We start from the raw sequence: 20,320 nt of genomic DNA on the forward strand, positions 1-20,320 counted from the left end.
AAGTGTGCATGCAGAAATGAAAAAGCCCGTCAGGAGACGGGCTTCAAAATGTAACAGCGTTGACCGGTTACAGCGGCTTGCCACGGTTGCCATGCTGGCTGACAAAGGCCTGCACGGCCTTCAGGTCATTTGGCAATACGGTGCAACGTTCGTCTCGCTCAAACAAATCAGAAAGATGTACAGGCAGTTCGAGAGCTTTTCCTACACCGGCTTTTTCCACGGCGTCCGGGAATTTGACCGGGTGGGCGGTGCCCAGGATCACCATTGGAATGTCCAGGCTACGACGGCATTCGCGTGCAGCTTTCACCCCGATGGCCGTGTGCGGGTCGAGCACTTCACCGGTCTGCTCGTAGACTTCGGCGATGGTTTCGCAGGTTTGCGCGTCATCCACGGCCAACGAGTCGAACAACTTGCGGGCTTCGGTCCAGCGCTCTTGCTCAACGCTGAAACCGCCGCCCTGCTTGAACGAATCCATCAGTCCGGCGATTGCCGCGCCGTTGCGACCATGCAGGTCGAACAGCAGGCGTTCGAAGTTCGACGACACCATGATGTCCATGGACGGCGACAGCGTGGCGTGCAGGGTTTCCTTGACGTACTGGTTGCCGCTCATGAAGCGGTGCAGGATGTCGTTGCGGTTGGTAGCCACGATCAACTGGTTGATCGGCAGGCCCATGTTGCGTGCCAGGTAACCGGCGAAGATGTCGCCGAAGTTGCCGGTCGGCACCGAGAACGCCACCGAGCGCGCCGGGCCGCCCAACTGCAGGGCTGCGTGGAAGTAGTAAACGATCTGGGCCATGATCCGCGCCCAGTTGATCGAGTTCACGGCGACCAGGCGAGTGCCCTTGAGGAAACCCTGGTCGGCGAAGCTGGCCTTGACCATTTCCTGGCAGTCATCGAAGTTGCCTTCGATGGCAATGTTGTGGATGTTCTCACCGAAGATGGTGGTCATCTGCCGACGTTGCACCTCGGACACGCGGTTGTGCGGGTGCAGGATGAAGATGTCGACGTTTTCGCAGTGCTTGCAGCCTTCGATGGCGGCCGAACCGGTGTCACCGGAGGTAGCGCCGACGATCACCACACGCTCGCCGCGCTTTTCCAGCACGTAGTCGAGCAGGCGACCGAGCAGTTGCAGGGCGAAGTCCTTGAACGCCAGGGTCGGGCCGTGGAACAGCTCCAGCACCCATTCGTTGCCGTTCAGCTGACGCAGCGGCGCAACGGCGCTGTGGGCGAACACGCCGTAGGTTTCTTCAAGGATTTTCTTGAAATCAGCGTCTGGAATGCTGCCGGTGACGAACGGGCGCATGACGCGAAAAGCCAGTTCGTGATACGGCAGGCCGGCCCAGGAAGCGATTTCCTCCTGGGTGAAACGTGGCAGGTTTTCCGGGACGTACAGACCGCCGTCGGTGGCAAGGCCTGCCAGCAGGACGTCTTCGAAATTCAGGGCCGGTGCCTGGCCGCGGGTACTGATGTAGCGCATAAGGGCAAACCTTCGGTTTGGGCTTCAAGCCTCAAGCTACAAGCTGCAAGTAAAAGCCTATCTGCCTTTGACTTGCCGCTTGAAGCTTGCAGCTTGCCGCTGCTTTTAATTAATTCAGGTGCTCGACACGGATCCGAACAACCGGACCGACCACACCCGCCAAGGCTTCCAAAGCAGCGATGGCATCGTTGATGTGCTGTTCCAGCACGCGGTGGGTCAGCAGGATCATCGGCACCAGGCCGTCGTGCTCCTCGGCTTCCTTCTGCATGATCGACTCGATGTTGATGCCGCGTTCCGAGAGGATGCTCGCGACCTGAGCCAATACGCCCGGATGGTCCTTGGCCTGAATGCGCAGGTAATAGGCGCTTTCACAGGCTTCGATCGGCAGGATCGGGTGAGCCGACAGCGAATCCGGCTGGAACGCCAGGTGCGGCACGCGGTTCTCCGGATCGGACGTCATGGCGCGAACCACGTCCACCAGGTCGGCGATCACCGACGAAGCGGTCGGCTCCATGCCGGCGCCAGCGCCGTAGAACAGGGTCGAACCGGCAGCATCGCCATTGACCATCACCGCGTTCATCACGCCGTTGACGTTGGCGATCAGGCGATCGGCCGGGATCAGCGTCGGGTGCACGCGCAGTTCGATACCGGCCGCGGTGCTGCGCGCCACGCCCAGGTGCTTGATGCGGTAACCCAGCGCTTCGGCGTAGTTCACGTCAGCAGTGGTCAGCTTGGTGATGCCTTCGGTGTAGGCCTTGTCGAATTGCAGCGGGATGCCGAACGCGATGGAGGCGAGGATGGTCAGCTTGTGAGCAGCGTCGATCCCCTCGACGTCGAAGGTCGGATCGGCTTCGGCGTAACCCAGAGCCTGGGCTTCGGCCAATACGTCCTCGAAGGTGCGACCCTTCTCGCGCATTTCCGTCAGGATGAAGTTGCCGGTGCCGTTGATGATGCCGGCCACCCAGTTGATGCGGTTGGCGGACAGGCCTTCGCGGATCGCCTTGATCACCGGAATGCCACCGGCCACCGCCGCTTCGAACGCAACGATCACGCCTTTCTCGCGTGCCTTGGCGAAAATTTCATTACCGTGAACAGCAATAAGCGCCTTGTTCGCGGTGACCACATGCTTGCCATTCTCGATGGCCTTGAGTACCAGCTCGCGGGCAACGGTGTAGCCGCCCATCAGCTCTATAACGATGTCGATCTCAGGGTTCGTGGCCACTTCGAAGACATCGTTGGTAATCGCAATACCGGTCGTTTGGAACTGAGGCTTTGGCGTGCGAATGGCAATTTGTGCCACTTCGATCCCACGCCCGGCACGACGAGCAATTTCCTCGGCGTTGCGCTGAAGTACGTTGAAGGTACCGCCACCGACGGTCCCTAACCCACAGATGCCTACTTTGACCGGTTTCACTGTGAACTCCCCATAAAACGGCCGACTCAAGGCCGGCCGTGAAAACAGCCGCATGCTCGCGGCTCTCTATTAATGGCCCGGCGATGTCGCTGCCGGACCATGATCGTCAATGGCTGCCCGTGACGATGCGAATTTACTTCGCGCCCAGCGCCAGTTTGGCGACTTGTGGCGCAGGCTGGTAGCCCGGAATGACCTGTCCGTCGGCCAAAACGATGGCCGGTGTGCCGTTCACGCCAATCGACTGGCCAAGAGCGAACTGCTTGGAAACCGGGTTATCGCACTTGGCGGCCTTGATTTCCTTGCCATCGACCATTTTGTCCATGGCCGCTTTCTTGTCTTTCGAGCACCACACGGCTTGCAGTTGCTCGTCACCCGGCGAGCCCAGGCCCTGGCGCGGGAACGCGACGTAACGCACTTCGATGCCGCGCTTGTTCAGCTCCGGCACTTCGGCGTGGAGCTTGTGGCAGTACGGGCAGGTGGTATCGGTGAATACGGTGATGTGCGACTTGGTTTCGCCAATGGCCGGGTACACCACGGTTTCTGCAACCGGAATATCGTTGATCAGCTTGGAAATGCCCAGGCGCTCGGTCTTCTCGGTCAGGTTGACCGGCTTGCCGTCCTTGAGATCGAACAGGTAGCCCTGAACCACGTACTGGCCGTCGGCGCTGGCGTACAGCACACGGCTGCCCTTGAGCTTGACTTCGTACAGGCCGGGCATCGGGCTGGCGGTGATGGTCTCTACCGGCACTTCGAGCTGGAGGTTTTCCAGGCTTTTACGAATGGCTTTGTCGGCCGCGTCATCGGCGACGGCAAAGGTGCTGACCAACGCAATGGCTGCGGCGGCGAAAATCTGGGTCAGACGCATGAGAACTCCTGAAGGCGAACATATGGGACGATCAGAACGCCCGTGCCGAAACACCGGGTCATAACCACCCATCGTGCAAACCGGTCAAGCCTATCACATAAGGTTCGCATGACCGAATGCGCCTGACGCAAGACATTTTGACCTCAACGCATGAAGCTCCCTGTAGGAGCTGCCGAAGGCTGCGATCTTTTGATCTGAAAAAAACAAATCAAAAGATCGCAGCCTTCGGCAGCTCCTACAGGGGGAACACCGTCATCCGCGGGGATGATGCTTGGCGTGAAGGTCTTGCAAGCGGGCGCGGGCGACGTGTGTGTATATCTGGGTGGTCGACAGATCGCTGTGGCCAAGAAGCATCTGCACCACCCGTAAATCGGCGCCATGGTTGAGCAGATGCGTGGCGAAGGCATGGCGCAAGGTGTGCGGCGACAGCGACTTGCCAATCCCGGCGACCTTGGCCTGATGCTTGATCCGGTGCCAGAAGGTCTGGCGCGTCATCTGCTCGCCACGCTGACTGGGAAACAGCACATCGCTGGGACGCCCGCCAAGCAGTTCGCTGCGGGCATCACGCATGTAGCGCTCGACCCAGACAATCGCCTCCTCGCCCATCGGCACCAACCGCTCCTTGCTGCCCTTGCCCATCACGCGCAGCACCCCCTGGCGCAGGTTGACCTGCTCCAGGGTCAGGCTGATCAGCTCCGTCACCCGCAGACCACAGGCATAAAGCACTTCGAGCATCGCCCGATCACGCTGGCCGATGGCTTCGCTGAGGTCCGGTGCAGCCAACAGCGCGTCAACGTCTGCTTCCGACAAGGATTTGGGCAATGGCCTACCCAGTTGCGGCATATCGATGCGCAGGGTCGGATCGACGACGATCAGCTTTTCCCGCAAAAGATAGCGATAGAAGCCACGCACGCCAGAGAGAAACCTTGCCGTTGAACGAGGCTTATAGTTTTGCTCCAGGCGCCAGGCCAGGTGATCGAGGATCAATTCGCGTCCGGCGTTGATCGGCTCCAGGCCTTTTTCCTGCAGCCAGCCATTGAACAGAGCCAGGTCACTGCGATAGGCATCGCGGGTGTTATCGGAAAGGCCTTTCTCCAGCCAGAGGGCGTCGAGGAACTGGTCTATCAGGGGATGATCAATGGCGGGCATAAAGGCTCAGGCAAGACCGGCAACACGGTCAACGAAGATAAATCGCAGGCAACAAAAAAGCAGCCCGCAGGCTGCTTTTTTTGCATCGGAAGCTGGACTTAAGCCAGTTTTTCCTTGATGCGAGCTGCTTTACCCGACAGGTCGCGCAGGTAGTACAGCTTGGCTTTACGTACGTCACCGCGACGCTTGACAGCCATGCTGTCGATTTGCGGGGAGTAGGTCTGGAAAGTACGCTCTACACCAACACCGTTGGAGATTTTACGAACGGTGAATGCACTGTTTACGCCGCGGTTACGCTTGGCGATAACAACACCTTCGAACGCTTGCAGACGCGAACGGTCGCCTTCCTTCACTTTCACCTGAACGACAATGGTGTCGCCCGGGGCAAAGGTAGGGATCTCTTTGGTCATCTGCTCTGCTTCGAGTGCAAGGATGATTTTGTTAGTCATGCTGTGCTCCTAAGGTAAATCGTCGGATCTACCATCGATACGTTGTTAACTATCGTCCCGCTCGCGGATGTATTCCTCGAGCAGCTTCTTCTCTTCTCCAGAAAGCGAGCGGCTTTCCAGAAGATCGGCGCGTCGTTCAAAGGTCCGACCAAGGGACTGCTGTAAACGCCAACGCCGGATGTGCGCGTGATTGCCACTTAGCAATACGTCGGGAACACGCTGATCCGCATACACCTCCGGTCGGGTGTAGTGCGGGCAATCCAGCAAACCATCCGTAAAGGAATCTTCCTCGGCGGAGTCCGCATGCCCTAAAGCTCCAGGCAGCAGTCGTGTAACCGCATCGATCAGGACCATCGCCGGCAGCTCGCCGCCAGACAGGACATAGTCGCCAATCGACCACTCTTCATCGACATGAGCATCAATAAAACGCTCGTCAATGCCTTCATAGCGGCCGGCAATCAGGATCAATGCATCCAGATTCGCCAACTCGCGTACCGCCGACTGAGTCAGCTGGCGGCCTTGGGGCGACAGATAAATTACCTTCGCCGCCTCCCCGGCTGCTGCCTTGGCCTGAACCAGAGCATCTTCCAGGGGCTTGATCTTCATCACCATGCCCGGACCACCGCCAAACGGGCGATCGTCCACAGTGTGATGTCGATCCGTCGTGTAGTCTCGCGGATTCCAACAGGTGAGCTGCAAGAGCCCCTGTTTCACCGCACGACTGGTGATGCCGTACTCGCTGATGGCAGAGAACATCTCGGGAAACAGACTGATCACTTCTACGCGCAAGTTAGCCACGCTTAGAAATCCGCGTCCCAATCCACCTTCATCTCGCCTGCCGCCAGGTCGACAGCCAACACGCATTGCTCGGTATAGGGCAACAGGCGTTCGCGATCATCCAGGCTGCCAGCGCAAGGCTTGACCACCATGACATCGTTCGAGCCGGTCTCCAGCAGGTGATCGATCTTCCCGAACAGTTGCCCGAGGGTGTCGATGACCTTGAGACCTTCCAGCTGGTACCAGTAGTACTCGCCGTCGGTGAGTTCAGGGAACAGGTTGCGCGGCACGCAGATCTCATAACCGGCCAGAAGACGAGCTTCTTCACGATCATCGAGACCCTTGAGCTTTGCGACCAGGAACTTGTCATTCCCGCGTCCGCTGACCAGCTCTACCTGCTTTACATTGCCATCACGCTTGAGCGTCCAGGTTTTGTAATCCAGCAGGTTCTTAATCGGATCAGTAAAGGAGTACACCTTCACTTCGCCGCGAACGCCGTGAACAGAATAAATCTTGCCGATAACGATCAAATCATCAGCAACAGCTGGCGTCGCGTTCATATTGCTCAGGCCGCAGCCTTAGCAGATTCCTTCAACAACTGAGCAACGCGCTCAGAAGGTTGTGCACCAACGCTCAGCCAGTAGGCTACGCGCTCTTGGTTCACGGACAGACGAACTTCCTGACCACGGGCAACAGGGTTGAAGTAGCCAACCTGTTCCTTGTGCGAACCGTCGCGCGGGTTGCGGCTGTCGGTTACGGTCAAGTGGTAAAACGGGCGCTTTTTGGAGCCGCCAAGGGCAAGACGGATTGTTAGCATGTGAACATCGTTCCTGTAGTCGGTGCTGCAAATCTAAAGGCACAGCGGGCATGGGTGCCCGAAAGGCCGCATATTCTAAGGAATATCCGGACTTTTGCAAATGACTTTTTCCAGCGGTCTATCGGCCGCCATGCAGATTTGCTATAGAGCCGTCGTTGAAAACGGCCGGTCAGCTCCCGCCAAGTGCGGGTTTGCTGTGTATCCCACGTCCGTGTGGGGCTGCGCCGACCTGATGGCCGGCGCGAATTCTTTACATCTTGGGCATGCCGCCGCCGGGCAACATACCGCCCATGCCGCGCATCATCTTGGCCATTCCGCCTTTTGCAGAGAACTTCTTCATCATCTTCTGCATCTGCTTGTGCTGCTTGATCAAGCGGCCGATGTCCTGCACCTGGGTGCCGGAACCCATGGCGATCCGGCGCTTGCGCGAACCGCTGATCATCTCGGGATCGCGGCGCTCGGCCGGGGTCATGGAGTTGATGATGGCTTCCATCTGCTTGAATTGCTTCTCTGCCGCACCCTGGGCGTTGCCCATTTGCGCCAGGTTCACGCCACCCATGTTCGGCAGCTTGTCCATGAGCCCGCCGAGGCCGCCCATGTTCTTCATCTGTTGCAGCTGATCGCGGAAGTCTTCGAGGTCGAAGCCCTTACCCTTCTTCAGTTTCTTGGCCAGCTTGTCGGCCTTGTCCTTGTCGAGGGTCGCTTCCGCCTGCTCGATCAGGCTGAGCACGTCGCCCATGCCGAGGATGCGCGAGGCGATACGCTCAGGGTGGAACGGATCGAGCGCTTCGCTCTTCTCGCCCATACCGATGAACTTGATCGGCTTGCCGGTGATGGCGCGCACCGACAGCGCGGCACCGCCACGGGCGTCGCCGTCGACCTTGGTCAGGATCACGCCGGTCAGCGGCAATGCATCGCCGAAGGCCTTGGCCGTGTTGGCGGCGTCCTGGCCGGTCATGGCGTCGACCACGAACAGGGTTTCGACCGGGTTGATCGCAGCATGCAGGGCCTTGATCTCGCCCATCATCTCTTCATCGATGTGCAGGCGACCGGCGGTATCGACGATGACCACGTCGATGAATTTGAGTTTTGCTTCCTTAATAGCCGCGTTGGCGATGTCGACCGGCTTCTGGCTCAGGTCCGACGGGAAGAAGGTCACGCCGATGTCGTTGGCCAGGGTTTCCAGCTGCTTGATCGCCGCCGGACGGTAGACGTCGGCGGACACGACCATGACCGACTTCTTCTTGCGCTCTTTAAGGAAGCGCGCGAGCTTGCCGGCGGTGGTGGTTTTACCAGCGCCCTGCAAACCGGCCATGAGGATGACCGCTGGCGGCACTGCGCTCAGGTTCAGGTCTTCGTTGGCCGCGCCCATCAGGCTTTCGAGTTCGGCCTGGACGATCTTCACGAAGGCCTGGCCCGGCGTCAGGCTGCGCGACACCTCGGTACCGACGGCACGCTCCTTGACCGAATTGACGAAGTCCTTGACCACCGGCAGGGCGACGTCGGCTTCGAGCAACGCCATGCGCACTTCACGCAGGGTGTCTTTGATGTTGTCTTCAGTCAGCTTGGCCTTGCCGGTGACATGGCGCAGCGTCTGCGAGAGACGGTCGGTTAAGTTTTCAAACATTGCGCGATCCTTTCAGGCCCTGTGTAGACCGGGATAATGGCGGCCCGGACCGGACTAAACGTGTGCTCGGCGAGCCTGCGGCGTGGGCAGGTCGCGGATTATAGCGAAGACTGTGGCCGGCGGACACCTCGCCGTCGGGTTGCGCGGTCTTTCGTGTGGCAGGGGTTCTATGCCAAACTCAGCGACTTTCGGGCTTGCCTAACAGGATTTATGCTCCCCTTGTCACCCAGCTTGCTAACGACCCTCGCCGCCGCCTGCTTGTATGCCGCTGCGACCATTTACCAGGGCACTCACCTGGCGTCCGGCGCCAAGGTCAACAAACGCCTGCTGGTCATGCTCGGCGTGCTCGCCGTCTTGGCCCACAGCGTCAGCCTGCTCACCCACCTGCTGACCCCGACCGGCCTGGCCCTGGACTTTTTCAGTGCCGCCAGCCTGATTGCCGTGGCAGTCATCGCACTGACCCTGCTGGCCTGCTCGCGGATTCCGGTAGAGAACCTGCTGGTCCTGCTGTTCCCGCTTGGGGCCCTGACCGTGATGCTGGCGCACTTTGCCCCCGCCGGCACGGTACAGGTCATCGATGAGGAGCCGGGCATCCTCGCCCACATCCTGCTTTCGATTCTGGCCTATGGCATGTTCACCATCGCGGTGTTCCAGTCCTTGCTGCTGCTGGTCCAGGACCACCAGCTCAAGCACAAGCACCCCTCCGGGCTGATCAAGAACTTCCCGCCGCTGCAAACCATGGAAAGCCTGCTGTTCGGTTTTCTCTGGGCCGGCTGGACGCTGTTGTCGCTGTCGCTGATTTCCGGCTGGCTGTTCGTCGAGAACCTGTTCGCCCAGCATCTGGTGCACAAAACCCTGCTGGCCTGCCTGGCCTGGGTCGTTTTCAGTGTGCTGCTGTGGGGGCGCAATCGCCTCGGCTGGCGCGGGCACAAAGCCATTCGCTGGACCCTGGCCGGCTTTTGCCTGCTGATGCTGGCGTACTTCGGCAGCAAGCTGGTTCGTGAATACATCCTGCATATCTGACGGGCGGCATTAATGGACGACTTGCCCATAGGGCCGATGCTCGCGGTAGTGACCCTGCTGGTTTTATGGTCGGGGCTGTTTACCGCCATCGAAGCGGCGCACCAGCATTTGCTGGCCCAGCGCACCGCAACGCGTTCCAGCGACAAACCGGTGGCGAAACTCAGCTTCCCCCTGGCCAGCCTGATTTTTTGCAACACACTGTGCCGCGCACTTGTGGTGGTCATCAGCACCTTGCTGGCCATTTTCACCTGGGCCGAGAACGGCCCGTGGGTCGCCTGCCTCGGGGCGGGCGCCATGTTGCTGGTGTTTTCCGACTACTTGCCACGCACCCTCGCCGCTCGCTATCCGGATGCGATCCTGGCCCAGGGCAACAACCTGCTGCGGCTGCCGCTGAAAATCATCTATCCCGCAGCATGGCTGCTCACCAGCATCAGCCGCTTGCTGACGCGCCCATTCGTCCGTAAAGCCAAAGTGGTGCAACAGAGTGAGGATGAAGCACTGACGGAGCGGCATGCGCCCTCCGAAACCGTAAGCCGCCCTCACCCGCTGCCAGGCATCCACGCGCTGGACAACATCACTGTCAATGACATCCTGGTACCGCGCAGCGATGTGGACGGCATCAATCTCGATGACTCCATCGAAGAAATCATCGAACAATTGCGCCACAACAAGCGCACGCGCCTGCCGGTGTTCCACAGTGATATCAACCAGGTCGAAGCCGTTCTCAACACCCGGCACATCCTGCACTTGCTGCCCGATGCGAGCCTGACCAGGGAAGCCTTGCTGGCAGCCAGCCACGAGCCGTACTTCGTGCCGGAAAGCACCCCGCTGCAGCTGCAATTGCTCAACTTCCACAAACAGCAGCGACGCCTGGGCATGGTGGTCGATGAATACGGCGAAGTGCTGGGCATCGTCACCCTGGAAGACATTCTTGAAGAGATCGTCGGCGAGTTTGAAAGCCAGCACAGCCTGGACAACCCGCACATTCATCCGCAAGCCGACGGACGCCTGGTGATCGACGGAGCCGCGTCCATCCGCGAACTGAACAAGAGCCTCGGCTGGCACCTGCCCAGCGATGGCCCGAAAACCCTGAACGGCTTGGTCACCGAGGCGCTGGAAACCATTCCGGACTGCCCTGTATGCCTGAAAATCGGCCGCTATCGACTGGAAATTCTCGCTACTGAGGAAAACCGTGTCACGCGGGTGTTGATTTGGCAGACCAGCTCGATGCCTGTGGTGATCTAAAACCTGACACCCCATTCCTGTGGCGAGGGAGTTTGCTCCCGCTGGACTGCGCAGCAGGCCTAGTCTTTTGCGGCCGCTGCGCGCCCGAGCGGGAGCAAGCTCCCTCGCCACATAAAGCCATAGCCCAATCCAGCTACTTGTTTGATCGTTAGCCACCTTCCTATAATCGAACCGCTTACCCAAGCCCCGCCACACCTGTGCCACCCGCACTCTGCGTTAAGCCCACATCCCTGGGTTCTCGACCATAATAATTCGCTCCACTGGGGCACATGACTGTCAGGGATCACCGCATGACGACCAGCACGACTTACAGCGACTCCACACCTGCACAACCGACGAACTCCGCTACCCGCGTGGCCACTGCAAGCTTCATCGGTACCGCCATCGAGTTCTACGATTTCTATGTCTATGCCACCGCCGCGGCGCTGGTGATTGGCCCGGTGTTCTTTCCGCAGACATCTGGTACCGCCCAGATGCTGTCGGCGTTTCTCACGTTCGGCATCGCCTTTCTCGCCCGCCCCTTGGGTTCGGCCCTTTTCGGCCACTTTGGCGACCGTATCGGCCGCAAGTCGACCCTGGTTGCCTCGCTGCTGTTGATGGGCGTGTGCACCACGCTTATCGGCGTGCTGCCCGGTTATGACAGCATTGGCGCCTGGGCACCGATCCTGCTGTGCGTCCTGCGCTTCGGCCAGGGCCTGGGGCTGGGCGGCGAATGGGGTGGCGCGGCATTACTGGCCACGGAGAACGCGCCGAAAGGCAAGCGCGCCTGGTTCGGCATGTTCCCGCAGCTGGGTCCATCCATTGGCTTCCTGGCGGCCAACGGCCTGTTCCTGACCCTGGCCGTGGTGCTGGACGATGAACAGTTCCGCTCATGGGGCTGGCGTATTCCGTTCCTGCTCAGTGCCGCGCTGGTGATGGTTGGCCTGTACGTGCGCCTCAAGCTGCATGAGACCCCGGTATTCGCCAACGCCATGGCGCGCCAGGAACGGGTGAAGATCCCGCTGTTCGAGCTGTTCGGCCAATACTGGGTGCCCGTCTTGCTGGGCGCCGGCGCGATGGTGGTGTGCTACGCGCTGTTTTACATCTCCACGGTATTTTCCCTGAGCTACGGCGTTGCAACACTCGGCTACAGCCGCGAAACCTTCCTCGGCCTGTTGTGCTTCGCGGTGCTATTCATGGCTGCCGCCACCCCGCTGTCGGCCTGGGCCAGCGACCGTTACGGGCGCAAGCCGGTACTGATCGTCGGTGGCGTGCTGGCGATCCTGTCCGGCTTCCTCATGGAACCGCTGCTGACCCAAGGTTCCACCTGGAGTGTGGCGCTGTTCCTGTGCATCGAACTGTTTCTGATGGGCGTGACATTTGCGCCCATGGGCGCGCTGCTGCCGGAGCTGTTTCCGACCCACGTGCGCTACACCGGTGCGTCGGCGGCCTACAACCTGGGCGGTATCGTGGGTGCCTCCGCAGCGCCGTTCTTCGCCCAGAAACTGGTGGCCATGGGCGGTCTGAGCTACGTCGGCGGTTATGTGTCCGGGGCCGCGGTGCTGAGTTTGATTGCGGTGCTGTGCCTGAAGGAAACGCGGCATAACGATTTGAATCAGGTCGTCTGACAGATCGCTTTCGCGGGCAAGCCCGCTCCCACAGGATCAGTGTCGATCACAAAATAGTGGTTCGACATAAGACCTGTGGGAGCGGGCTTGCTCGCGAAGGGGCCCTCCCAGACAAAACACCCACCACAACTTTTCCCCCGCCCATTGTCACCTCGCTCTACGCGCATCGGCTCATCCCCGCTATACTTCCCGGCTTTTCCTGAATAAATGCCAATAGGGTCCCGCCGCGCATGGATAAGACCTACCAGCCGCACGCCATTGAAACTTCCTGGTACAACACCTGGGAGTCAGAGAATTACTTCGCCCCGCAAGGCGCGGGCGAGTCCTACACCATCATGATCCCGCCGCCGAACGTCACCGGCAGCCTGCACATGGGTCACGGCTTCAACAACGCGATCATGGACGCCCTGATCCGTTTCCGCCGCATGCAGGGTCGCAACACCCTGTGGCAGCCGGGTACCGACCACGCCGGTATCGCCACGCAGATGCTGGTAGAGCGTCAGCTCGAAGCCAAAGGCCAGAGCCGCCATGACCTGGGCCGCGAAAAATTCCTCGAGAAAGTCTGGGAATGGAAGGATGAGTCCGGTGGCAACATCAGCCGTCAGATCCGTCGCCTCGGCTCGTCCGTCGACTGGAGCCGCGAGCGCTTCACCATGGACGACGGCCTCTCGGAAGCCGTTAAAGAGGCTTTCGTACGCCTGCACGAAGACGGCCTGATCTACCGCGGCAAGCGCCTGGTCAACTGGGACACCAAGCTGCACACGGCGATTTCCGACCTCGAAGTGGAAAACCACGACGAGAAAGGTTTCCTGTGGAACCTGAAATACCCGCTGGCCGACGGCGCCAAGACGGCTGAAGGCAACGATTTCCTGATCGTCGCGACCACTCGCCCGGAAACCATGCTCGGCGACTCCGCCGTGGCGGTGAACCCGAACGACGAACGCTACAAAGCCCTGATCGGCAAATTTGTCGAGCTGCCACTGGTTGGCCGCCGCATCCCGATCATCGCCGACGATTACTGCGACCCTGAATTCGGCACCGGCTGCGTGAAAATCACCCCGGCCCACGACTTCAACGACTACGAAGTCGGCAAGCGTCACAACCTGCCGCTGCTGAACATCTTCGACAAGAACGCCACCGTTCTGCCGGCCTGCCAGGTGTTCAACCTCGACGGCACGCTGAACGAGACCATCGACGGCAAGATCCCGGCCGAATACGCCGGTCTCGATCGCTTCGAAGCGCGCAAGCAGATCGTGGCCGCGTTCGACGCTGCCGGCCTGTTGGTCAGCGTTGACGATCACGCCCTGAAAGTGCCGAAAGGCGACCGCTCCGGCACCGTCATCGAACCGTGGCTGACCGACCAGTGGTACGTGTCCACCAAGCCTTTGGCCGAGCCTGCGATCGCCGCCGTTGAAGACGGCCGCATCCAGTTCGTACCGAAACAGTACGAAAACATGTACTTCTCGTGGATGCGCGACATCCAGGACTGGTGCATCAGCCGTCAACTCTGGTGGGGCCACCGCATTCCGGCCTGGTACGACGAGTCGGGCAAGGTCTACGTCGGTCGCGACGAAGCCGAAGTGCGTGCCAAGCACAACCTCGGCCCGGACGTTGCGCTGCAACAGGACAACGACGTTCTCGACACCTGGTTCAGCTCGGGCCTGTGGACCTTCTCCACCCTCGGCTGGCCGGAAAAAACCGAGTTCCTGAAGAAATTCCACTCCACCGACGTCCTGGTAACCGGCTTCGACATCATTTTCTTCTGGGTTGCCCGGATGATCATGCTCACCATGCACCTGGTGAAAAACGAAGACGGCACGCCGCAGGTTCCGTTCAAGACCGTGTACGTTCACGGCCTGGTGCGTGACGGCCAGGGCCAGAAGATGTCCAAGTCCAAGGGCAACGTCCTGGACCCGCTGGACATCATCGACGGTATCGAGCTCGAAGCCCTGGTGCAGAAGCGCACCTCCGGCATGATGCAGCCGAAACTGGCGAAGAAGATCGAGAAGCAGACCCGCGACGAGTTCGCCGAAGGCATCGCCAGCTACGGCACCGACGCCCTGCGCTTCACCTTCTGCTCGCTGGCGTCCACCGGTCGCGACATCAAGTTCGACATGGGCCGCGTCGAGGGCTATCGCAACTTCTGCAACAAGATCTGGAACGCCGCTCGTTACGTACTGGACAAGGGCGAAGACTGCGGCCAGAACGGCGAAGCCTATGAGCTGTCGCTGGCTGACCGCTGGATCATTTCGCAGCTGCAACGCACCGAAGCCGAAGTGACCCGCCAACTCGACCAGTTCCGTTTCGACCTGGCTGCACAAGCGCTGTACGAGTTCATCTGGAACCAGTACTGCGACTGGTACCTGGAACTGTCCAAGCCTGTGCTGTGGGACGAAAACGCTCCGGTTGAACGCCAGCGCGGCACCCGTCGCACCCTGGTGCGCGTACTGGAAGTCGCCCTGCGCCTGGCGCACCCGTTCATGCCGTTCATCACCGAAGAAATCTGGCAGCGCATCGCGCCGCTGGCCGGTATCGAAGGCAAGACGATCATGCTGCAACCTTGGCCGGTGGCCAACGAAACACGCATCGATCAGGCGGCCGAAGACGACATCGAATGGCTCAAGGGCCTGATGCTCGGCACCCGAAACATCCGTGGCGAAATGAACATCGGTCCGGGCAAACCGCTGCCGCTGTTCCTGAAGAACGTCAGCGCCGAGGATCAGCGTCGTCTGACCGAGAACGAAGCCCTGCTGAAGAAGCTGGCGCGCCTCGAATCGATCACCGTGCTGGCTACCGGCGAAGAAGCGCCACTGTCCGCTACCGCACTGGTCGGCGAGATGGAAGTGCTGGTGCCGATGGCCGGCCTGATCGACAAAGGTGCGGAACTGGCGCGTCTGGACAAGGAAATCCAGCGTCTGCAAGGTGAAGTGCAACGAGTCGGCGGCAAGCTGTCCAACGCCGGTTTCGTCGACAAGGCGCCCGCCGAAGTCATCGAAAAGGAACGCGCCAAACTGGCCGAGGCCGAACAGGCCCTGGGCAAGCTGGCCGAGCAGCATGCGCGGATTGCCAGTCTGTAAACACCGCTAGGTGATATAGGGCACCCGATAGGCAAATGCCAGTCAGTTAAACTGACTGGCATTTTTTTTGATCGGATACTTCGGGGATTTGAACCTGATTGCCCGAGGATAAATGCGCTTTCCCGTCTATGCAGCAAGACATGGTTCGCGGCCGAGAGATGCAAAATCGGCGAAATATTTTTTGGGTTCCCCGAGCGACCAGCATAAATTTAGAACCTACAACTACCACCGCCAGGAAAGAGAAAATGAGCCCGAGTTAGAACAGTCGTAGAGTTACCGCCATTAATGGTGAGAGAGGCACGAACCGAACCATCTTCAACATATTTAACACTTTCCTCCCATGCTGCAATCTTTAAAACCACCCCATCCCTAATATTCTCCGGAGTTAGAAAGTGATTCAACGATGTCTTTGTTTCGGGAATTGGGTCGGAGCCATCCACCTTATTACTCCCCTCAAAATCAAGCTTGAGCACAGCATTGTTCTGCGCCCCTTCCAGCGACCCTACGCGCACTTCGAGCCACATACCCTGATCCGCCGGTATAAAAGAACCACAGTAAAGTTCAGAGTCGATCGTATGCAAAAACTCAACAGTAGGATTAATCATTTTATATCTCCAAGATAACACACCCATTTATATGAAGGATATTTGTATCAACAAGCGTTACCAAGACAACTTAATTAAAAACAATAAAAAACCATAAACCTACTGTCATACCTGACAGTTAGCTATACCCATTAGCAATAAGCACGTTCAAATCCAGACAAAACAACCCGTCAGTTTTCAGATGTGGGACAATGCCCGCCACTTTTAGCCATACCCGAATCGACCACCGCCATGACCGCCCCCCGCACACCAAAACCTGCGCGCAAAAAGCCTGTATCCGCGCCTGCGGCCAAAGCCGCGGCGCCGCGTGAGAAGGCCAGCCTGCACCCGCGCAATCGCCATCAGGGTCGCTACGACTTTCCGGCGCTGATCAAAAGCACGCCGGAACTGAAAAAATTCGTGATCATCAATCCGTACGGCAAGGAAAGCATCGACTTTGCCAGCCCGGAGGCCGTGCGGGTGTTCAACCGGGCGCTGCTCAAGTCGTTCTATGGCATCGCTCACTGGGACATTCCCGCCGACTACCTGTGCCCGCCAGTGCCAGGCCGTGCCGATTACGTGCACTTCCTCGCCGACCTGCTGGCCAGCGGGAATGACGGAGCGATCCCCCGTGGTGCTGCCGTGAAGGTGCTGGACATCGGCATGGGCGCCAACTGCGTGTATCCGCTGATTGGTTACAGCGATTATCGCTGGCAATTCCTTGGCTCCGACATCGATGCGACCGCCATCGCCGCGGCAAAGGCCATCATTCAATCCAATGGCCTGAACAAGGCGATCCAGGTACGCCAGCAGAGCAATCCCAAGCAGATCCTCACAGGCCTGCTGGAGAGCGCAGAGCGGTTCGACCTGACCATGTGCAACCCGCCATTCCACGCCTCGCTGGACGAGGCTACGCGGGGCAGTACGCGCAAATGGCGAGCCCTGGGCAAGGCCGATCCGAAACGCAAGCTGCCGGTGCTGAACTTTGGCGGGCAGGCGGCGGAACTATGGTGTGAGGGCGGGGAAGTGCGTTTCGTCACGCAACTGGTCAGCGAGAGCGTGCAGGTGGCGCAACAAGTGCTGTGGTTCAGCACGCTGGTGTCGAAAGCGTCGAACCTGCCGGCGATCCAGACGGCCCTGAGCAAGGCCGGCGCGCTGGATAGTCGAGTGGTGGAAATGGGTCAGGGACAGAAGCAGAGCCGCTTCGTCGCCTGGACCTTCCAGACCCAGGCGCAGCAACAGGCCTGGCGTCAGGCGCGATGGTCGAAAGCTACAGCCGAGTAAAAACCCGGACGCACAAAAAAGCCGTGTCGGGATGACTCCTGTACACGGCTTTTTTACAAGCCTTGGCGGTGAACGGTGACGCTCAGGCCCGCAACCTTAATCTATCGGATAACTTTCCTGGCAACTCAGCGCTTTGTTGTACGAACAACTTCTTTGAACGCACAGGCCCGCGCCTCCTTGCTATCGCAGTAATACTGACCCAGCCATTCCTCCCATGGCCCATTGGTATCAATACTGACGACAGTTCCCTCTCGCTTGTACCGCATATCCAGTTCGCCTCCATTTTTCAGCATGTAACCGCAACGCAGAATTTCACCGGCAACAGTGCCACCCTCGGCAGCTACGCGAGGTGCGAATATCGCCAGTTCGAACTCACCTACCGGCCCACGACCGGTTTGCGAAACACCGTACCATTCCCCGTCGCCACTGGCTGTCGGGGCTTTATAGGCACCAGCTGCCAACTCCTTGATGTCAGCAGGGCTTGGGCAGTACTCGGTCACATTGGCCAACGCCTGACCGGACACCAGAAACGATACGCACATCAACAACTGTTTAACTTTCATAAAAACGTCCCTGTAACGAACAACTGAAATTTGGTTTTGGCTTTTACGCAAAGCCATGCGCTACGCCTTATCGATACTACCGACCCAAGGCGCACACTCAACTATCAGTTCTGTAGGAGCGTTCGCTTTATACAGGGAGAAAAGTGTTATTCAGAACAAACGAGCTATCCCGATGAAATGCGCGGTAACAACTGCCGCCATAAAGAAATTATTGCCAAAGTTTACTTTGCGTAAACTTTGTCAACGCCCATAAAAAAACCGTGCCCGGATCGCTCCGGCGCACGGTTTCTCTTAACAAGTCTTACTTGTTAACAGCGTCGGTCAGGCCTTTGGCCACAACCAGCTTGATCACTTTCTTGGCAGCGATTTCGATGGCAGCGCCAGTCGAAGGGTTACGGCCGGTACGGGCAGGACGCTCAGTCACTTTCAGTTTGCCGATACCTGGCAGAGTGATTTCGCCGCCGTTTTCCAGCTGATCGGCAACGATTTGGCCCAGTTGGTCCAGAGCGTTACGCGCGGTGGTTTTCGGCGCGTCGATAGCTTCAGCGATGTCGGCGATCAGTTGGTCTTTAGTAAGAGCCATTTAGTGTTCCTTCCCTATCAAATTCATATGGATTGCAGAGTGCAATGTCAGCCATCGAGCCCGATCTTCTGGATCTGGCACCCTCGGCCAAATAACCTCGGGATCGGGGTTATAGATACCGAAATCAGGGTTTGGTTCGACCTGACAAATGCTGACTGCACGCTTAACGCAGTGACTTCGCGCAAGACCGGGCAAAGCTAGCACACAGACGTGGAAATATCCGCCTCTAGCTACCCATTTGGTCAGCTTTATTGCGCTAAAACAGGAAAAAAACGCATAAGCGCCGTCGGTCGCCTGCCAATTGCCCTTCGCACCGCGCCAAAACCAGTGGTTGCGGTACACTGAGCGCTTTTTCGGGGGAGCACGCCCTCCTCTCCTCATTCAGCCGAGAAGCCCATGCCGATCCGTCATTGCATCGTCCACCTGATCGACAAAAAACCCGACGGCACACCTGCAGTTCTCCACGCCCGTGACTCCGAACTGGCCGAGTCCGCGGCCATCGAGAACATGCTCGCCGACCTCAACGAAAGCTATAACGCCAAACAGGGTAAAGCCTGGGGCTTGTTCCATCCGGAATCCGGTGCATTTCCGTTCAGCGGCTGGCTGAAGGAGTACCTCGAGGGCGGCCAGGATTTCACCGCGTTCAGCCGCGTGGCGGTCGAGCACCTGCAAAAACTGATGGAAGAATCGAACCTGTCCGTCGGCGGCCATGTGTTGTTCGCACACTATCAGCAAGGCATGACCGACTACCTGGCCATCGCCCTGCTGCACCACAGCGAAGGCGTGGCCGTGACCGATGAACTGGACGTGACCCCGTCCCGTCACCTGGACCTGGGCCAATTGCACCTGGCGGCGCGGATCAACGTTTCCGAATGGCAGAACAATAAACAATCCAAGCAGTACATTTCGTTCATCAAAGGCAAGAACGGCAAAAAGGTTTCGGAGTATTTCCGAGACTTCATCGGCTGCCAGGAAGGTGTCGACGGTCCGGGTGAAACCCGCACCCTGCTCAAGGCCTTCAGTGATTTCGTTGAAAGCGAAGACCTGCCGGAAGACGACGCCCGCGAGAAGACCAAGACCCTGGTGGATTACGCCAGCAGCCAGGCCAAGCTTGGTGAGCCGATGGGCCTGGAAGAATTGTCGGGGCTGATCGACGAAGAACGCCCGAAGGCCTTCTACGATCACATTCGCAACAAGGACTACGGCCTGTCGCCGGAAATCCCGGCCGATAAACGCACCCTGAACCAGTTCCGTCGATTCACTGGCCGCGCCGAAGGCTTGTCGATCAGTTTCGAAGCGCACCTGCTGGGCTCGAAGATCGAGTACGACGAAGAAGCCGGCACGTTGATCATCAAGGGCCTGCCCACTTCGCTCACCGATCAGCTGAAGCGTCGCAACTGATGCTCGGCGGCGTCCTGAAAAAATTCCTGCTGATCCTGCTGGTGGTCGTGGCTTACCAGAACTGGGGCAAGATCGAGCGGGTGTTCAACCCTTCGCAAGTGGTGCCAGCACAGACGCAGGCCCGGGCCAACGTCGTGCTCTACGCCACCGAATGGTGTGGTTACTGCAAGCTGACCCGGCGCTTTCTCGATCAGAAAGGCATTCCGTACAAGGAGTTCGATATCGAGAAAGATGCCGTCGCGCGCAAGGACTATGAGGCCTTGGGTGGCGGAGGGATTCCGATCATCGATGTGAACGGAACCCTGATTCGCGGGTATGACCCGGATGCGATTCTGGCCGCACTGAAGTAACCCAAAGATCAAAAGATCGCAGCCTTCG

The 20,320-nt window shown here is 59.0% G+C and carries 19 protein-coding genes; 7 read left to right on the forward strand and 12 right to left on the reverse strand.

Annotated elements, in window-relative coordinates:
* Positions 1 to 67: 67 nt before the first annotated feature.
* The 9 genes from thrC to ffh all read right to left on the reverse strand — a co-directional run bounded on the left by thrC (position 68) and on the right by ffh (position 8,575).
* Positions 68 to 1,477: a threonine synthase gene (thrC, locus tag AC07YV_RS03655; protein WP_007971289.1), complete on the reverse strand. Its 1,410-nt coding sequence runs from the start codon at positions 1,475 to 1,477 to the stop codon at positions 68 to 70.
* Positions 1,478 to 1,586: 109 nt separating this feature from the next.
* Entirely contained in the window at positions 1,587 to 2,891 is a 1,305-nt protein-coding gene (locus tag AC07YV_RS03660) for a homoserine dehydrogenase (protein WP_008053502.1), read from the reverse strand.
* A gap of 133 nt (positions 2,892 to 3,024) precedes the next feature.
* Complete coding sequence (dsbC, locus tag AC07YV_RS03665) at positions 3,025 to 3,756, reverse strand: bifunctional protein-disulfide isomerase/oxidoreductase DsbC (protein WP_102698466.1); 732 nt, start codon at positions 3,754 to 3,756, stop codon at positions 3,025 to 3,027.
* Between the two features lie 252 nt (positions 3,757 to 4,008).
* Positions 4,009 to 4,905 carry a site-specific tyrosine recombinase XerD gene (gene xerD / locus AC07YV_RS03670; RefSeq protein WP_102698467.1) on the reverse strand — a complete coding sequence of 299 codons (897 nt, stop codon included), beginning with the start codon at positions 4,903 to 4,905 and terminating at the stop codon, positions 4,009 to 4,011.
* Positions 4,906 to 5,003: 98 nt separating this feature from the next.
* Positions 5,004 to 5,354 (reverse strand): 50S ribosomal protein L19, encoded by a 351-nt coding sequence (rplS, locus tag AC07YV_RS03675; RefSeq protein WP_003175895.1) that lies wholly within the window; start codon positions 5,352 to 5,354, stop codon positions 5,004 to 5,006.
* Positions 5,355 to 5,399: 45 nt separating this feature from the next.
* Positions 5,400 to 6,152 carry a tRNA (guanosine(37)-N1)-methyltransferase TrmD gene (gene trmD, locus AC07YV_RS03680; protein WP_007897583.1) on the reverse strand — a complete coding sequence of 251 codons (753 nt, stop codon included), beginning with the start codon at positions 6,150 to 6,152 and terminating at the stop codon, positions 5,400 to 5,402.
* A 2-nt stretch (positions 6,153 to 6,154) separates the two neighbouring features.
* Positions 6,155 to 6,691, reverse strand: coding sequence for a ribosome maturation factor RimM (gene rimM / locus AC07YV_RS03685; RefSeq protein ID WP_007972729.1), 537 nt, complete (start codon positions 6,689 to 6,691; stop codon positions 6,155 to 6,157).
* Positions 6,692 to 6,696: 5 nt separating this feature from the next.
* On the reverse strand, positions 6,697 to 6,948 hold the full coding sequence (gene rpsP / locus AC07YV_RS03690; protein WP_007972721.1) for a 30S ribosomal protein S16: 252 nt from the start codon (positions 6,946 to 6,948) through the stop codon (positions 6,697 to 6,699).
* A 250-nt stretch (positions 6,949 to 7,198) separates the two neighbouring features.
* The gene (gene ffh, locus AC07YV_RS03695; protein ID WP_102698468.1) at positions 7,199 to 8,575 is read right to left on the reverse strand and encodes a signal recognition particle protein; all 1,377 of its coding nucleotides are present in this window, start codon (positions 8,573 to 8,575) and stop codon (positions 7,199 to 7,201) included.
* A gap of 210 nt (positions 8,576 to 8,785) precedes the next feature.
* On the opposite strand from ffh, the gene AC07YV_RS03700 reads away from it, so the two are divergent.
* The 4 genes from AC07YV_RS03700 (at position 8,786) to AC07YV_RS03715 (ending at position 15,527) form a co-directional block, all read left to right on the forward strand.
* Positions 8,786 to 9,598, forward strand: coding sequence for a cytochrome C assembly family protein (locus AC07YV_RS03700; RefSeq protein ID WP_015096706.1), 813 nt, complete (start codon positions 8,786 to 8,788; stop codon positions 9,596 to 9,598).
* A 12-nt stretch (positions 9,599 to 9,610) separates the two neighbouring features.
* On the forward strand, positions 9,611 to 10,843 hold the full coding sequence (locus AC07YV_RS03705) for a transporter associated domain-containing protein (protein ID WP_102698469.1): 1,233 nt from the start codon (positions 9,611 to 9,613) through the stop codon (positions 10,841 to 10,843).
* A gap of 290 nt (positions 10,844 to 11,133) precedes the next feature.
* Positions 11,134 to 12,450 (forward strand): MFS transporter, encoded by a 1,317-nt coding sequence (locus AC07YV_RS03710; protein ID WP_102698470.1) that lies wholly within the window; start codon positions 11,134 to 11,136, stop codon positions 12,448 to 12,450.
* Between the two features lie 230 nt (positions 12,451 to 12,680).
* The gene (locus tag AC07YV_RS03715; protein ID WP_102698471.1) at positions 12,681 to 15,527 is read left to right on the forward strand and encodes a valine--tRNA ligase; all 2,847 of its coding nucleotides are present in this window, start codon (positions 12,681 to 12,683) and stop codon (positions 15,525 to 15,527) included.
* Positions 15,528 to 15,736: 209 nt separating this feature from the next.
* On the opposite strand, the gene AC07YV_RS03720 is transcribed toward AC07YV_RS03715, so the two are convergent.
* Entirely contained in the window at positions 15,737 to 16,132 is a 396-nt protein-coding gene (locus tag AC07YV_RS03720) for a hypothetical protein (RefSeq protein WP_102698472.1), read from the reverse strand.
* Between the two features lie 231 nt (positions 16,133 to 16,363).
* Between AC07YV_RS03720 and rlmF the strand changes: the two genes are divergently transcribed.
* Positions 16,364 to 17,395 carry a 23S rRNA (adenine(1618)-N(6))-methyltransferase RlmF gene (rlmF, locus tag AC07YV_RS03725; protein ID WP_102698473.1) on the forward strand — a complete coding sequence of 344 codons (1,032 nt, stop codon included), beginning with the start codon at positions 16,364 to 16,366 and terminating at the stop codon, positions 17,393 to 17,395.
* A 125-nt stretch (positions 17,396 to 17,520) separates the two neighbouring features.
* On the opposite strand, the gene AC07YV_RS03730 is transcribed toward rlmF, so the two are convergent.
* Both AC07YV_RS03730 and AC07YV_RS03735 read right to left on the reverse strand, forming a co-directional pair.
* Positions 17,521 to 18,015: a DUF3757 domain-containing protein gene (locus tag AC07YV_RS03730; RefSeq protein ID WP_494990264.1), complete on the reverse strand. Its 495-nt coding sequence runs from the start codon at positions 18,013 to 18,015 to the stop codon at positions 17,521 to 17,523.
* Between the two features lie 244 nt (positions 18,016 to 18,259).
* On the reverse strand, positions 18,260 to 18,541 hold the full coding sequence (locus AC07YV_RS03735) for an HU family DNA-binding protein (protein WP_007905514.1): 282 nt from the start codon (positions 18,539 to 18,541) through the stop codon (positions 18,260 to 18,262).
* A gap of 396 nt (positions 18,542 to 18,937) precedes the next feature.
* Here AC07YV_RS03735 and yejK point away from each other — a divergent pair, with 396 nt between their 5' ends.
* Positions 18,938 to 19,942, forward strand: a complete 1,005-nt coding sequence (gene yejK, locus AC07YV_RS03740; RefSeq protein WP_008018580.1) for a nucleoid-associated protein YejK — start codon at positions 18,938 to 18,940, stop codon at positions 19,940 to 19,942.
* Entirely contained in the window at positions 19,942 to 20,292 is a 351-nt protein-coding gene (locus tag AC07YV_RS03745) for a glutaredoxin family protein (RefSeq protein ID WP_102698474.1), read from the forward strand. Before yejK ends, AC07YV_RS03745 begins: the two co-directional genes overlap by 1 nt.
* Positions 20,293 to 20,320: the final 28 nt, after the last annotated feature.

It is taken from the genome of Pseudomonas sp. GW456-E7 (genome assembly GCF_059424105.1).

Bases quoted from the DNA above. Each gene is read 5' to 3' on its own strand.
- thrC (WP_007971289.1), bottom strand. From the start codon at position 1,477: ATGCGCTACATCAGTACCCGCGGCCAGGCACCGGCCCTGAATTTCGAA.
- dsbC (WP_102698466.1), bottom strand. From the start codon at position 3,756: ATGCGTCTGACCCAGATTTTCGCCGCCGCAGCCATTGCGTTGGTCAGC.
- xerD (WP_102698467.1), bottom strand. From the start codon at position 4,905: ATGCCCGCCATTGATCATCCCCTGATAGACCAGTTCCTCGACGCCCTC.
- rplS (WP_003175895.1), bottom strand. From the start codon at position 5,354: ATGACTAACAAAATCATCCTTGCACTCGAAGCAGAGCAGATGACCAAA.
- rimM (WP_007972729.1), bottom strand. From the start codon at position 6,691: ATGAACGCGACGCCAGCTGTTGCTGATGATTTGATCGTTATCGGCAAG.
- rpsP (WP_007972721.1), bottom strand. From the start codon at position 6,948: ATGCTAACAATCCGTCTTGCCCTTGGCGGCTCCAAAAAGCGCCCGTTT.
- ffh (WP_102698468.1), bottom strand. From the start codon at position 8,575: ATGTTTGAAAACTTAACCGACCGTCTCTCGCAGACGCTGCGCCATGTC.
- AC07YV_RS03700 (WP_015096706.1), top strand. From the start codon at position 8,786: ATGCTCCCCTTGTCACCCAGCTTGCTAACGACCCTCGCCGCCGCCTGC.
- AC07YV_RS03705 (WP_102698469.1), top strand. From the start codon at position 9,611: ATGGACGACTTGCCCATAGGGCCGATGCTCGCGGTAGTGACCCTGCTG.
- AC07YV_RS03710 (WP_102698470.1), top strand. From the start codon at position 11,134: ATGACGACCAGCACGACTTACAGCGACTCCACACCTGCACAACCGACG.
- AC07YV_RS03715 (WP_102698471.1), top strand. From the start codon at position 12,681: ATGGATAAGACCTACCAGCCGCACGCCATTGAAACTTCCTGGTACAAC.
- AC07YV_RS03720 (WP_102698472.1), bottom strand. From the start codon at position 16,132: ATGATTAATCCTACTGTTGAGTTTTTGCATACGATCGACTCTGAACTT.
- rlmF (WP_102698473.1), top strand. From the start codon at position 16,364: ATGACCGCCCCCCGCACACCAAAACCTGCGCGCAAAAAGCCTGTATCC.
- AC07YV_RS03730 (WP_494990264.1), bottom strand. From the start codon at position 18,015: ATGGCTTTGCGTAAAAGCCAAAACCAAATTTCAGTTGTTCGTTACAGG.
- AC07YV_RS03735 (WP_007905514.1), bottom strand. From the start codon at position 18,541: ATGGCTCTTACTAAAGACCAACTGATCGCCGACATCGCTGAAGCTATC.
- yejK (WP_008018580.1), top strand. From the start codon at position 18,938: ATGCCGATCCGTCATTGCATCGTCCACCTGATCGACAAAAAACCCGAC.
- AC07YV_RS03745 (WP_102698474.1), top strand. From the start codon at position 19,942: ATGCTCGGCGGCGTCCTGAAAAAATTCCTGCTGATCCTGCTGGTGGTC.